Here is a 12,695-nt window from a genome sequence, read left to right as displayed (position 1 = left end):
CAATCCCCAATACCTTCGCAGCCGAAAAAGATCGTTTGTCACTTTCGTGGGGTTACTCACAGCAGTGGGACCCACGTCACAGGACAATCCCAGCAATGGTGTCGTTTAATAAGGTTTTTATAAGCAAATCGAGGGGCAGTACACCGGGTTCGGTGTACTGCCCCTCGGAACCGCTCTACGGGTTCGCTCAGCCCTCGCTGACGCCCAGCTTCTCCAGGATCAGCTCCTTGACGCGGGCGGCGTCGGCCTGGCCGCGGGTGGCCTTCATGACCGCGCCGACCAGGGCGCCGGCCGCGGCCACCTTGCCGCTGCGGATCTTGTCCGCGATGGCCGGGTTGCCGGCGATGGCCTCCTCGACGGCGGTGGTCAGGGCGCCCTCGTCGGAGACGACCTTCAGACCGCGCTTCTCGACGACCTCGTCCGGTGTGCCCTCACCCGCGAGGACACCCTCGATGACCTGGCGGGCCAGCTTGTCGTTCAGGTCGCCGGAGGCCACGAGCTTGGTGACGCGGGCGACCTGCTCCGGCGTGATGGCCAGCTCGTCCAGGGCCTTGCCCGACTCGTTGGCACTGCGGGCGAGCTCGCCCATCCACCACTTGCGCGCGGAGGCCGCGTCGGCGCCCGCCTCGATGGTGGCGACGATCGGGTCCAGGGCGCCGGCGTTGAGGATCGCCTGCATGTCGGTGGCGGAGATGCCCCACTCCCCGAGCAGCCGGTTGCGGCGCACGAGGGGCAGCTCCGGCAGCGCGGTGCGCAGCTCCTCGACCCACTCGCGCGAGGGCGCGACCGGGACCAGGTCCGGCTCGGGGAAGTACCGGTAGTCCTCGGCCTCTTCCTTCACCCGGCCCGAGGTCGTCGAGCCCGTGTCCTCGTGGAAGTGGCGGGTCTCCTGGATGATCGTGCCGCCGGAGGAGAGCACGGCCGCGTGGCGCATGATCTCGAACCGGGCCGCACGCTCGACGGAACGCAGCGAGTTGACGTTCTTCGTCTCGGAGCGCGTGCCGAACTTGTCCGAGCCCTTGGGCATCAGCGACAGGTTCACGTCGCAGCGCATCTGGCCCATCTCCATACGGGCCTCCGAGACGCCGAGCGCACGGATCAGCTCGCGCAGCTCACGCACGTACGCCTTCGCCACCTCGGGCGCGCGCTCCCCGGCGCCGACGATCGGCTTGGTGACGATCTCGATGAGCGGGATGCCGGCGCGGTTGTAGTCGAGCAGCGAGTGCTGCGCGCCGTGGATACGGCCGGTGGCGCCACCGACGTGGGTGGACTTGCCGGTGTCCTCCTCCATGTGGGCGCGCTCGATCTCCACGCGGAAGGTCTCGCCGTCCTCCAGCTGCACGTCGAGGTAGCCGTTGAAGGCGATCGGCTCGTCGTACTGGGAGGTCTGGAAGTTCTTCGGCATGTCCGGATAGAAGTAGTTCTTCCGGGCGAAGCGGCACCACTCGGCGATCTCGCAGTTCAGCGCGAGACCGATCCTGATCGCGGACTCCACGCCGGTCGCGTTGACGACCGGGAGCGAGCCGGGCAGGCCGAGGCAGGTGGGGCAGGTCTGCGAGTTGGGCTCGGCGCCGAGCGCCGTGGAACAGCCGCAGAACATCTTGGTGTGGGTGCCGAGTTCGACATGGACCTCAAGGCCCATGACGGGGTCGTACGACGCCAGCGCGTCCTCGTACGACACCAGGTCGGTCGTGGTGGTCACGGTGAAACTTCCCTCTCAGCCCAGCAGGACGTCGTCGTCGCCCAGCCGCTTCAGCTCGCGGACGAGGAGGGCGAGGCCGGTGACGATGGCGGCGGCGGACACGGCGGCGTCGATCAGGCGCAGCGTGTCGTGTTCGAGGCGGGCCTTCTTGACCTGCTTCGCGACACCGAACGCGCCGAACGCGGTGGTGGCCATGGACAGGTACGTACCGGACTTGGACTTCTTGAAGCCCTTGGCCTTGGACAGTGCCTTACTCACAGCGACGGAGCCTCCTCGAGAAGCGGGTGCCCCCACCTTTCCACGAAGGCGGCCTCGACGGCGGCGCCGACCTTGTACAGCCGGTCGTCCTTCATCGCCGGGGCGATGATCTGCAGGCCGACCGGGAGGTTGTCCTCCGGCGCGAGGCCGCAGGGCAGGGACATGGCGGAGTTGCCGGCCAGGTTGACCGGGATGGTGCACAGGTCCGCCAGGTACATCGCCATCGGGTCGTCGGCGCGCTCGCCGATCGGGAAGGCGGTGGTGGGGGTCGTGGGCGACACGATCACGTCCACCTTCTCGAACGACTTCTCGAAGTCGCGCGTGATGAGCGTACGGACCTTCTGGGCCGAGCCGTAGTACGCGTCGTAGTAGCCGGAGCTGAGGGCGTACGTGCCGAGCATGATGCGGCGCTTGACCTCGGGGCCGAAGCCCTCCGCACGGGTGAGGGAGGTGACTTCCTCGGCGGAGTGCGTGCCGTCGTCGCCGTTGCGCAGGCCGTAGCGCAGACCGTCGAAACGGGCGAGGTTGCTCGAACACTCGCTCGGGGCGATCAGGTAGTACGCGGCCAGCGCCAGGTCGAAGGAGGGGCAGTCCAGCTCGACGATCTCGGCGCCCAGCTTCTTGAGGAGCGCGACGGACTCGTCGAAGCGCTGCACGACACCGGCCTGGTAGCCCTCGCCGCGGAACTGCTTGACGACACCGATGCGCATGCCCTGCACGGAGCCGTTGCGGGCGGCCTCGACGACGGGCGGTACGGGCGCGTCGATCGAGGTGGAGTCCAGCGGGTCGTGCCCCGCGATGACCTCGTGCAGAAGAGCCGCGTCGAGGACCGTACGGGCGCAGGGGCCGCCCTGGTCGAGGCTGCTGCTGAAGGCGACCATGCCGAAGCGGGAGACACCGCCGTACGTCGGCTTGACGCCGACCGTGCCGGTGACGGCAGCGGGCTGGCGGATGGAGCCGCCGGTGTCCGTGCCGATGGCGAGGGGCGCCTGGAAGGAGGCGAGCGCGGCGGACGACCCACCGCCGGATCCGCCGGGAATGCGGGTGAGGTCCCACGGGTTGCCCGTCGGTCCGAACGCGCTGTTCTCGGTGGAGGACCCCATGGCGAACTCGTCCATGTTGGTCTTGCCGAGGATGACGACGTCGGCGGCCTTCAGCTTCTTGGTGACGGTCGCGTCGTACGGCGGGATCCAGCCTTCGAGGATCTTGGAGCCGACGGTGGTCGGGATCCCCTCGGTGGTGAAGATGTCCTTGAGCGCGAGGGGCACACCGGCGAGCGGGCCGAGCTTCTCACCGCGCTCCCGCTTCTCGTCGACGGCGCGGGCCTGCGCGAGGGCGCCCTCGCGGTCGACGTGCAAGAAGGCGTGCACCTTCTCGTCGACGGCCTCGATCCGGGCGAGGTGGGCCTCGGTGACCTCGACGGCGGTGAGCTCGCCGGAGGCGATCTTCGCGGCGGTCTCGGCGGCGGTGAGCCGGATGATGCTGTTCTTGTCCGTCATGGCGAACTACTCCTCCCCCAGGATCTGCGGCACCTTGAAACGCTGCTGCTCCTGGGCCGGGGCGCCGGACAGCGCCTGCTCGGGGGTGAGCGACGGACGGACCTCGTCCGGGCGCATGACATTGGTCAGCGGCAGCGGGTGGGAGGTCGGCGGTACGTCTTGGTCGGCGACCTCACTGACGCGGGCGACCGCGCCGATGATGTCGTCGAGCTGGCCTGCGAAGTGTTCGAGCTCTTCGGGCTTCAGCTCCAGACGCGCCAGCCGGGCGAGGTGGGCGACCTCCTCGCGCGTGATGCCAGGCATGCAGCGATCCTCTGGGGTGAGTGTGTGTGGTTTGGGCCCAATCCTATGGCGCGAGCAGGGATGCCCGCGCATGGGATTGCCCGGGCCCCGTCCCAAAGGGATTGCCCGCACCCCGCGAAGAAGGGGGGAGGGAGGGAAGTAAGTAAGTAATGCGCGACTACTCGTCGGTCGCGACCGCGGGCAGCGCCGCGGCAGGACGCTGCCACCCCCGAGCCCCCCGCGCCCGCAGCCACGCCGTGGCCTCCTCCGCCGGCATCGCCGCGGCGACCAGCCAGCCCTGTACCGCGTCGCACCTCAGATCCCGCAGCCGCTCCCATGTCTCGTCGTCCTCGACCCCCTCCGCGACGACGAGCAGCCCCAGGGAGTGCGCGAGGTCCACCGTGCAACGGACGATCTCCGCGTCCTCCGCGTCCACGGCCAGCCGCGCCACGAACGACCGGTCGATCTTCAGCTCGCTCACCGGCAGCCGCCGCAGATGCACCAGCGACGAGTAGCCGGTGCCGAAGTCGTCCAGCGACATCTTCACGCCGTGCCCGGTCAGCCCCGCCAGCGTGTCCGCCGCCCGCTGCGGGTCCTCCAGCAGCACGTGTTCCGTTATCTCCAGTTGGAGCGCTCCCGCCGGGACCCCGTGCCGCGCCAGCCGCGCGGCCACCGCGCCCGCGAAGCCCGGCGTGTGAACGTCCCGCGGCGAGACGTTCACGGCCACCGGCACCTGAAGCCCCTGCGCCCGCCACCGCGCCACCTGGCCGAGTGCCGTCTCCAGCACGTACTCCGTCAGGTGCGGCATCAGCCCGGACGACTCCGCGATCGCGATGAACTCGTCCGGCGGCACCTTCCCGCGCTCGGGATGCACCCACCGTACGAGCGCCTCCAGCCCCGCGACCTGCCCGTCGAAGCGGACCTTGGGCTGGTAGTGCAGTTCCACCTCGTGCGCGTCCAGCGCGCGCCGCAGATCACCCAGCAGTCCGAGCCGGTCGGGCGTGTTCGAGTCCCGCTTGGACTCGTACACCTCCACCCCTGTACGGTCCCGCTTCGCCTGGTACATCGCGACGTCCGCCCGCCGCAGCAGCCCCTCGGCGTCGAGCGCGTGGTCGGGGAAGACGGCGACCCCGGCGCTGGCCTCCAGGACGAGCGTGAGCCCGTCGAGGTCGAGCGGCGAGCTGAGCGCCGAGACCAGGTTGCGGGCCGCCCGTGACGCGGACGTCGTGGAGTCCGCGACGGGCAGTAACACGGCGAACTCGTCACCGCCGAGCCGCGCGGCCTCCGCCCCGCGCGGCAGCGCCAGCCGCAGTCTCTCGGCTATCTGGAGAAGCAGCCGGTCGCCGGCGAGATGGCCGAGCGTGTCGTTGACCGACCGGAAGCGGTCGAGGTCTATGAGCATCAGGGCGGACCTCGCCCCGATCCGCTCGGCGTCGTCGAGCGCCGTCCAGGTGCGCTCCAGCAGCCACTGCCGGTTGGGCAGTCCGGTCAGCGGGTCACGCAGCTGTTCCTCGGCCCGGGCCCGGGCTATCCACAGGGTGGAGTCGAGCGCGATGAGCGGGATGGAGAACAGCGGCAGCAGGATGGGCTGGGCGACGGCGACCACGCATACCAGCGGCGCGATACCGAACAGCGCGATCGCGACGAGCCCGTGCCGGACCAGGGCGGTGCGGGCGACGGTGGGCAGCCCGCCGGCGCGCGGCGCGTGCAGGTACCACAGCAGCAGCCGGGTGACCGCGAGGTAGGCGGTGGCGACGAGGGCGACCTCGGGCGCGGTGTAGACGGTCCAGCTCTGCGGGTCCCAAGGCGTCTCGACGGTCGGGACGCGTCCGAAGGCGGCCAGGACGAGCGCCCCGGCGCCGATGCCGAGAATGTCGACCGAGCCGTGCAGTATGCCCTGCCGCCAGCGGTCCAGCCGGGCTATGCCGACCAGTACGACGACGGTGAGGCTGACCATCCCGGCGGGCACCCAGCCGTACAGCAGCAGGACGGCGAGGGTCAGGGCGGCGCCCGAGCCCGTGCCGCCCCACCAGCGGGCGCGGCCGAGCGCGACCAGGTGGCCGACGATGATGCCGGTGAGCACGGCCAGGGACCAGCCGACCGTGCCGGACGGGAAGAGCGCGTGGTGTCCGCCGAACGCGCGGTAGAAGCCGACGCCGAGGGCGAACCCGGCGCCCGCGACCACCGCCGCGGGCAGCGCGGGCCAGGACATGTGCCGCTCGCTGTCGTGGCCGGGCGGTTCGGTGGCATGCCCGGTGGCAAGCGGTCCGGTCACGGGGGCGATCCCCGGTACGCCTCCGACCCCCGGGATGGTCCTCGGTGCTCTGGGGACGCCTCCCGGTGCGTGCGGCACACCGGGAAGGGTCCCCGGCACGGCGTTTCGGCCGTCCGCGCCCGTGCGCTCCGAAGGCCGCCCACTCCGGCGGCCCGCGCGCCAGGCACCGGACATCCGGCGCAGCCGTGAGTCCGAGGCAGCGCTCTCGGTCGGTTCCATTCCCGTCCCTCTCACAGCCGGCGGTGCCCACGCCACGCGGCCCAATGCCCGACGAACCGTCAACGGCACAGCGTCTGAAAACCCACCACGCGTCCGGGCACGGCAGGCGCACACCTCAACAGTAGGCCGCAGAAGGCTTCCACGGGCAGCGGTCGTCGACGGTTGCCCGAATGCGCCCCGGCCACCCGTATGCATCTGGTATGCGCCGAACGGGTGGCCTTGAACCGCTACTCACCGGTCGGAAGGGCGACTTCCGCAGCCGCTTCCGGCCCTTGCTCCAGCAGGACGGCGAAGCCGTCCTCATTGAGCACCGGAACCTTCAGCTGCATCGCCTTGTCGTACTTCGATCCGGGATTGTCACCTACGACGACGAAGGACGTCTTCTTCGAAACAGAACCGGTCACCTTCGCTCCGCGGCTCTGCAACGCCTCCTTCGCGCCGTCCCGCGTGTGGTGCGCGAGCGTCCCGGTGACGACGACCGTGAGTCCCTCCAGCGGGCGCGGACCCTCGTCCTCCCCTGAGCCCTCGTCCTCCATACGGACGCCTGCGGCCTTCCACTTACGGAGGATTTCTCGGTGCCAGTCCTCGGCGAACCACTGCTTGACCGCGGCTGCCACGATCGGACCGACACCATCGGTGTCCTTGAGCTCCTCCTCGGTCGCCTGTTCGATGCGGTCGATCGAGCGGAAGGCGCGGGCCAGCGCCTCGGCGGCAACCGGGCCGACGTGACGGATCGACAGACCGGTCAGGATGCGCGCGAGTGGACGCTCCTTGGCGGCCGCGATGTTCTCCAGCATCGCGATCGCGTTCTTCTTGGGCTCGCCCTGCTGGTTGGCGAAGACCGTGGCGATCTTCTCCTCGCCGGTCTTCGGGTCGCGCTTGGGCAGACCGCTGTCCTGGTCGAGCACGTACGCCTTGATGGGCAGCAACTGCTCTACGGTGAGGTCGAACAAGTCGCCCTCGTTCTTCAGCGGTGGCGTTCCGGGCTCCAGCGGCATGGTCAGCGCCGCCGCGGCGACATACCCGAAGTGCTCGATGTCCAGCGCCTTACGGCCCGCGAGATAGAACAGGCGTTCACGCAACTGGGCGGGGCAGGAGCGGGCGTTCGGGCAGCGCAGGTCGACATCGCCCTCCTTCATCGGCCTGAGCGGCGTACCGCACTCGGGGCACTCGGACGGCATCACGAACTCGCGCTCGGTGCCGTCGCGCAGGTCGACGACCGGGCCGAGGATCTCCGGGATGACGTCACCGGCCTTGCGCAGCACCACCGTGTCGCCGATGAGCACACCCTTGGCCTTGACCACGTCCTGGTTGTGCAGGGTGGCGAACTCGACCTCCGAGCCGGCCACCGTGACCGGCTCCACCTGCGCGTAAGGCGTGACCCGGCCCGTACGGCCCACGCCCACACGGATGTTGATGAGCTTGGTGTTGACCTCTTCCGGCGCGTACTTGTACGCGATCGCCCAGCGCGGGGCGCGGGAGGTGGAGCCCAGACGGCCCTGGAGCGGGATCTCGTCGAGCTTCACCACCACCCCGTCGATCTCGTGCTCCACGGAGTGACGGTGCTCGCCGAAGTACGCGATGAACTCCCGTACTCCGTCGAGGTCGTCGACCACCTTGTTGTACTTGGCGGTGGGCAGACCCCAGGTGTGCAGCAGGTCGTACGCCTCGGAGAGGCGGGTGAGGCCTTCGAAGCCCTCCAGGGCGCCGATGCCGTGGACGACCATGTGGAGCGGCCGGGTGGCGGTGATGCGCGGGTCCTTCTGGCGCAGGGAGCCCGCCGCCGCGTTGCGCGGGTTGGCGAAGGGCTTGTCACCGCCCTCCACGAGGCGGGCGTTGAGCTCCTCGAACTTCTCCATCGGGAAGTAGACCTCGCCGCGGATCTCCACGAGGTCCGGGACGCGGTCACCCTTCAGCCGGTCCGGAATCTCCGTGATCGTACGGACATTGGGGGTGATGTCCTCTCCGGTGCGGCCGTCGCCACGGGTCGCCGCGCGTGTGAGACGACCGTGCTCATAGGTGAGGTTGACCGCGAGGCCGTCGACCTTCAGCTCGCACAGGAAGTGGTACGCGGAGGTGCCGGTCTCCTTGGCGACGCGGTCGGCCCAGGCGGCGAGTTCCTCGTCGTCGAACGCGTTGTCCAGGGAGAGCATGCGCTCGCGGTGCTGGACGGCCGTGAACTCCGTCGCGTACGCCCCCGCGACCTTCTGGGTCGGCGAGTCGGGCGTGCGCAGCTCGGGATACTCGTCCTCCAGCGCTTCGAGGGAGCGCAGGAGTGTGTCGAACTCCGCGTCGCTGATGACGGGAGCGTCCTTCACGTAGTACCGGAAGCGGTGCTCCTCGATCTGCTCAGCGAGCTGCGCGTGCTGCTCCCGTGCCTCGACGGGCACCGTCGTCTCCGCTTGCTTGTCGCCGGCCACCGTGTTGTCCTCCCGTTACTCTGGGTTGTCCGCGAGGGACCTCGCCGCCCGGACGCAGTGGGCGAGCGCCTTGCGTGCGTAGTCCGGGGAAGCGCCCGCGAGCCCGCACGTCGGCGTGACCGTGACCGCGTCCGCGAGAAGCCCCGGACGCAGCCCCAGCCTGCGCCACAGCGTCCTGACACCCATGACGCTACCGGCAGGGTCTGACAATGGGCCGTCCGTGCCCGGGACAACCCCGACGAAGAGCCGGGTGCCCCCTTCCACCGCCTCTCCGATCGCGTCGTCGTCACGCTCGGTGAGGAGCGAGAAGTCGAAGGAGACACCGGCCGCGCCCGCCCTGCGCAGGAGGGCGAACGGGACGTCCGGTGCGCAGGAGTGGACCACGACCGGGCCCTCGGCGTGAACCCCGACGACGTCCCGCAGCGTGGCCTCGACGACCTGCCGGTCCACGGCCCGGTGGGTGCGGTAGCCGCTCGCGCTCCTCACCTGCCCGCGCAGTACGGGGGTGAGCGACGGCTCGTCGAGTTGCAGCACGATCCGGGCACCGGGCACGCGACGCCGCACCTCGTCGAGGTGGAGCCCCAGCCCTTCGGCGAGCGACCCGGCGAGATCACGGCAGGCGCCGGCGTCGGAGAGCGCGGCCTCGCCGTTCTTCAGCTCCAGCGCGGCGGCCAGCGTCCAGGGCCCCACCGCCTGCACCTTCAGCGCCCCCTCGTACTCCTGGGTGAACTCCTCCAGCGCGTCGAGGTCCTCGCCGAGCCAGGAGCGGGCCCGCTTGGTGTCCCGCCCCGGCCGGTCGCCGAACCGCCAGCCGCTGGGCTCCACGCGCGCGTACAGGTCGACGAGCATCCCGGCGGTCCGCCCGATCATGTCCGCACCGGGCCCCCGGGCCGGCAGTTCGGCGAGAAACGGGAAGTCTTCGAAGCTCCCGGTGACGGTCTTCGCCGCCTCCCGAGCGTCCCCGCCTGGCATGGACCCGACCCCGGTGGCGGCACCGAACCTGAACTGGCTGTTTTCACTCACCCCGGCAGCCTACGCACCCTCCGGTGTCCGGTCGCGCGGCCGGTACACCCCGTGCCGCCGGAAGAACCGGTATACCCCGTGCCGCCGGAAGAAGGCGTCCAACCCCTCCGGGTCGGCGACCTCCAGGTTGTTGCGGAAACTGCCGCGTTCCCAGGAGATGGCGTCCTGGCCGTGGTAACTGCCGCTGCCGATGAAGTCGCCGCGGGCGTCCAGCAGGGCGACGGTCAGGCTGCCGAAGCAGCGGCAGATGTCGCCCGTGAACTCGCCGGACGTGGTCAGCTCCCGCAGCTCCGCGAGGGCGTCGTCGTCGTACACCTCGGCGAGGACGCGACGCTTGGCCGGCGGACCGCCGTCGTCCCCCCGGGCCAGGACCACCGCGGCCTCGGTGCGGCCCCAGACGTCGTCCAGCCAGGCCCGGATCTCGTCACCGCTCTTCATCGCCCCCTGCCTCTCCCCCTGTCTGTTTCCCTGTCTCTTCCCCCGACCGGATTCAGCGCCCCGGCCGCACCGTCACGTCGTTGATCTCCGCGTCCCTCGGCAGGTCGATGGCCATCAGGATCGTCGTCGCGACCGACTCGGGGTCGATCCACTTCGACGCGTCGTAGTCCTTGCCCTCCTGCTGGTGGACCTTGGCCTGCATGGGGCTGGCGGTGCGGCCGGGGTAGACGGAGGTGACGCGGACGCCGTTGCCGTGCTCCTCGTGCCGCAGCGAGTCCGCGAGGGCCTTGAGACCGTGCTTCGACGCGGCGTACGCGGACCAGTCGGCGTGGGCGGTCAGGCCGGCGCCCGAGTTAACGAAGACCACGTGGCCGCGGGCGGCGCGGAGTTGGGGCAGGAAGTGGCGGGTCAGTTCGGCGGGGGCGATCAGGTTGACGTTGAGCTGGTGGCGCCAGGACTTCGGGGTCAGCTCGCCCACCGGGCCCAGGTCGACCACGCCCGCGATGTGCAGGAGCGAGTCCACCCGGTCCGGCAGGCTCTGGTGGGAGAACGCCCAGGACAGCTTGTCGGGATCCGCGAGGTCGCCGACCAGGGTCCTGGCCCCGGGGAACTCGGCCGCCAGGTCCTTCGCCCGCCCCGCGTCGCGCGCGTGCAGCACGAGGTCGTCCCCGCGCGCGTGCAGGCGGCGGGCCACGGCCGCGCCGATGCCGGAACCCGCCCCGGTGATCACATGAGTAGCCATGTCCGCCATGCTCGCATCACGGCCCTACTGGATACCGAGCGACTCCTCCAGATACGCCAGCGCCCCCACCGGCTCCTCGGCGAAGAACACCAGGTCCGCGAGCGGACGTGGCAGGAAACCCTCGTCCTCCATACGCCGGAACTGCTCCTTCAGGCCGTCGTAGAAGCCCTCCGTGTTCAGCAGGACCACCGGCTTGTCGGTGTGCCCGTGCTTCTTCAGCTCCAGGATCTCGGTCGCCTCGTCGAGCGTCCCGGTCCCGCCGACCATGATCACCACGGCGTCGCCCTTCTCCAGGAGCAGCCTCTTCCGCTCGGCGAGGTCCTTGGCGATCACCATCTCGTCGACGCCCGCCCTGGCCTTGGCCGCCAGGAACTCCACGGACACGCCCAGCAGCCTGCCGCCGGCCTCCTGCACCCCGTCCGCGACCACCTTCATCAGACCGACGTCCGAGCCGCCCCAGACCAGGGTGTGCCCGCCCTTGCCCAGCAGTTCCGCGAATTCACGGGCGGGGCGCGTGTAGCGGTCGTCGAGGTCGGCGGCGGAGAGGAAGACGCAGATGTTCATGCCGCCACCGTACGCGGGAAGAACCAGGGTCCCGCGAGCGCTTTTCCGGTATGACCGAAGGACACACGATCACCATCGAGCAAGGCGACCAGCACGTGCGCGTGGTGCACGGCGGACAGGTCCTGGCGGAGAGCGACCGCGCGCTCGTCCTGCGCGAGACCGGCTGTCCCCCGCGGTACTACATCCCCGCCGAGGACGTACGCCTCGACCTGCTGACCGCATCCGACACGCACACCGTCTGCCCGTTCAAGGGCACCGCGTCCTACTGGTCCCTGCCGGACGCGGCGGACCTCGTCTGGGCGTATCCCGACCCCAAGCCGGAGGTCGCGCAGATCAAGGACCACTTCTGCTTCTACGAAGCAGAAGTGTCGTGACCGCTTGAAGTAGTAGAAGTGTCGTGACCGCTTAATGCCGTTTTAATGCCGTTTCGTGCGGCAGTCTCACAGACATGGACAAGCAGACCATCTCGCGCGACGGCACCACTCTCGCGTACGAGCGCACCGGACAGGGCCCGGCGGTCGTCCTGGTGAGCGGCGCGATGTCCACGGGCGCCACGGTGGCGCCCCTGGCCGCGCGCCTCTCAAACGGCTTCAGTGTCATCGTGTACGACCGCCGGGGCCGCGGTGAGAGCGACGACACGGCGCCGTACGCGGTGGCCCGCGAGGTCGAGGACCTCGCGGCGCTGATCAAGACGGCGGGCGGCGAGGCGGCGCTGTACGGCATCTCGTCGGGCGGCGCGCTGGCACTGGAGGCGGCGGCCAGCGGACTGCCGGTCCGCTCGGTCGCCGTCTACGAGACGCCGTTCGCCGACTACGGCGGCGCCGAGGAGCGCGCGGAGTACACCAGGAACCTCACCGAGGCGCTCGCCCAGGGCCGCCGCGGGGACGCGGTCGAGCTGTTCCTCACGCTCACCGGCCTGGCTCCGGAGATGATCGCGAACGCCCGCCAGTCCCCCATGTGGGCCGGCATGGAGGCGATCGCACCGACCCTCGCGTACGACGACGCCGTGATGGGCGACGGCCTGGTCCCCCGGGACCGGCTCGCCTCGATCACCGTCCCGGTCCTGGCCCTCGCGGGCGCCGCGAGCCCCGAGTGGCTGCGCAGGGCGACGCGGGCGGTCGCGGAGTCGGCACCCCAGGGCACGTACCGCACCCTGGAGGGCCAGACCCACATGGTGGACCCTGAGGTGCTGGCGCCGGTCCTCGCTGAGTTCTTCGCGAGCCAGGTGTGAGCCAGGTGTATTGCCCCGCAGGGTCAGGTGCACCGCCCCGCA

At 70.3% G+C, this 12,695-nt stretch carries 12 protein-coding genes; 2 read left to right on the top strand and 10 right to left on the bottom strand.

The window, feature by feature from the left end; genetic code table 11:
• Positions 1–187: 187 nt before the first annotated feature.
• The 10 genes from gatB to Q2K21_RS07525 form a co-directional block, all read right to left on the bottom strand.
• On the bottom strand, positions 188–1,702 hold the full coding sequence (gatB, locus tag Q2K21_RS07570; protein WP_310767432.1) for an Asp-tRNA(Asn)/Glu-tRNA(Gln) amidotransferase subunit GatB: 1,515 nt from the start codon (positions 1,700–1,702) through the stop codon (positions 188–190).
• A gap of 15 nt (positions 1,703–1,717) precedes the next feature.
• Positions 1,718–1,960 carry a hypothetical protein gene (locus tag Q2K21_RS07565; RefSeq protein WP_310767429.1) on the bottom strand — a complete coding sequence of 81 codons (243 nt, stop codon included), beginning with the start codon at positions 1,958–1,960 and terminating at the stop codon, positions 1,718–1,720.
• On the bottom strand, positions 1,957–3,459 hold the full coding sequence (gene gatA / locus Q2K21_RS07560; protein ID WP_310767426.1) for an Asp-tRNA(Asn)/Glu-tRNA(Gln) amidotransferase subunit GatA: 1,503 nt from the start codon (positions 3,457–3,459) through the stop codon (positions 1,957–1,959). The genes Q2K21_RS07565 and gatA overlap by 4 nt, the downstream gene beginning before the upstream one ends.
• A gap of 6 nt (positions 3,460–3,465) precedes the next feature.
• The gene (gatC, locus tag Q2K21_RS07555) at positions 3,466–3,762 is read right to left on the bottom strand and encodes an Asp-tRNA(Asn)/Glu-tRNA(Gln) amidotransferase subunit GatC (protein WP_003973500.1); all 297 of its coding nucleotides are present in this window, start codon (positions 3,760–3,762) and stop codon (positions 3,466–3,468) included.
• Positions 3,763–3,919: 157 nt separating this feature from the next.
• Positions 3,920–6,235 carry a putative bifunctional diguanylate cyclase/phosphodiesterase gene (locus tag Q2K21_RS07550; protein WP_310767382.1) on the bottom strand — a complete coding sequence of 772 codons (2,316 nt, stop codon included), beginning with the start codon at positions 6,233–6,235 and terminating at the stop codon, positions 3,920–3,922.
• Positions 6,236–6,462: 227 nt separating this feature from the next.
• Complete coding sequence (ligA, locus tag Q2K21_RS07545; protein WP_310767379.1) at positions 6,463–8,655, bottom strand: NAD-dependent DNA ligase LigA; 2,193 nt, start codon at positions 8,653–8,655, stop codon at positions 6,463–6,465.
• Positions 8,656–8,670: 15 nt separating this feature from the next.
• Positions 8,671–9,678 carry a methionine synthase gene (locus Q2K21_RS07540; RefSeq protein ID WP_310767376.1) on the bottom strand — a complete coding sequence of 336 codons (1,008 nt, stop codon included), beginning with the start codon at positions 9,676–9,678 and terminating at the stop codon, positions 8,671–8,673.
• 9 nt (positions 9,679–9,687) lie between these two features.
• On the bottom strand, positions 9,688–10,116 hold the full coding sequence (locus tag Q2K21_RS07535) for a hypothetical protein (protein WP_310767373.1): 429 nt from the start codon (positions 10,114–10,116) through the stop codon (positions 9,688–9,690).
• Between the two features lie 52 nt (positions 10,117–10,168).
• Positions 10,169–10,858: an SDR family oxidoreductase gene (locus Q2K21_RS07530; RefSeq protein ID WP_310767370.1), complete on the bottom strand. Its 690-nt coding sequence runs from the start codon at positions 10,856–10,858 to the stop codon at positions 10,169–10,171.
• 24 nt (positions 10,859–10,882) lie between these two features.
• The gene (locus tag Q2K21_RS07525; protein ID WP_310767367.1) at positions 10,883–11,422 is read right to left on the bottom strand and encodes an LOG family protein; all 540 of its coding nucleotides are present in this window, start codon (positions 11,420–11,422) and stop codon (positions 10,883–10,885) included.
• Between the two features lie 50 nt (positions 11,423–11,472).
• Here Q2K21_RS07525 and Q2K21_RS07520 point away from each other — a divergent pair, with 50 nt between their 5' ends.
• On the top strand, positions 11,473–11,796 hold the full coding sequence (locus tag Q2K21_RS07520; RefSeq protein WP_310767365.1) for a DUF427 domain-containing protein: 324 nt from the start codon (positions 11,473–11,475) through the stop codon (positions 11,794–11,796).
• A gap of 74 nt (positions 11,797–11,870) precedes the next feature.
• Positions 11,871–12,653: an alpha/beta fold hydrolase gene (locus Q2K21_RS07515; RefSeq protein WP_310767363.1), complete on the top strand. Its 783-nt coding sequence runs from the start codon at positions 11,871–11,873 to the stop codon at positions 12,651–12,653.
• The last annotated feature ends 42 nt before the right edge of the window (positions 12,654–12,695 follow it).

The sequence above is a fragment of the Streptomyces sp. CGMCC 4.7035 genome (assembly GCF_031583065.1).
Taxonomy (GTDB): Bacteria; Actinomycetota; Actinomycetes; order Streptomycetales; family Streptomycetaceae; genus Streptomyces; species Streptomyces yaanensis.
The sequence above is the reverse complement of the archived record's forward strand: the minus strand, read 5'-3'. Positions and strand labels throughout refer to the sequence as shown.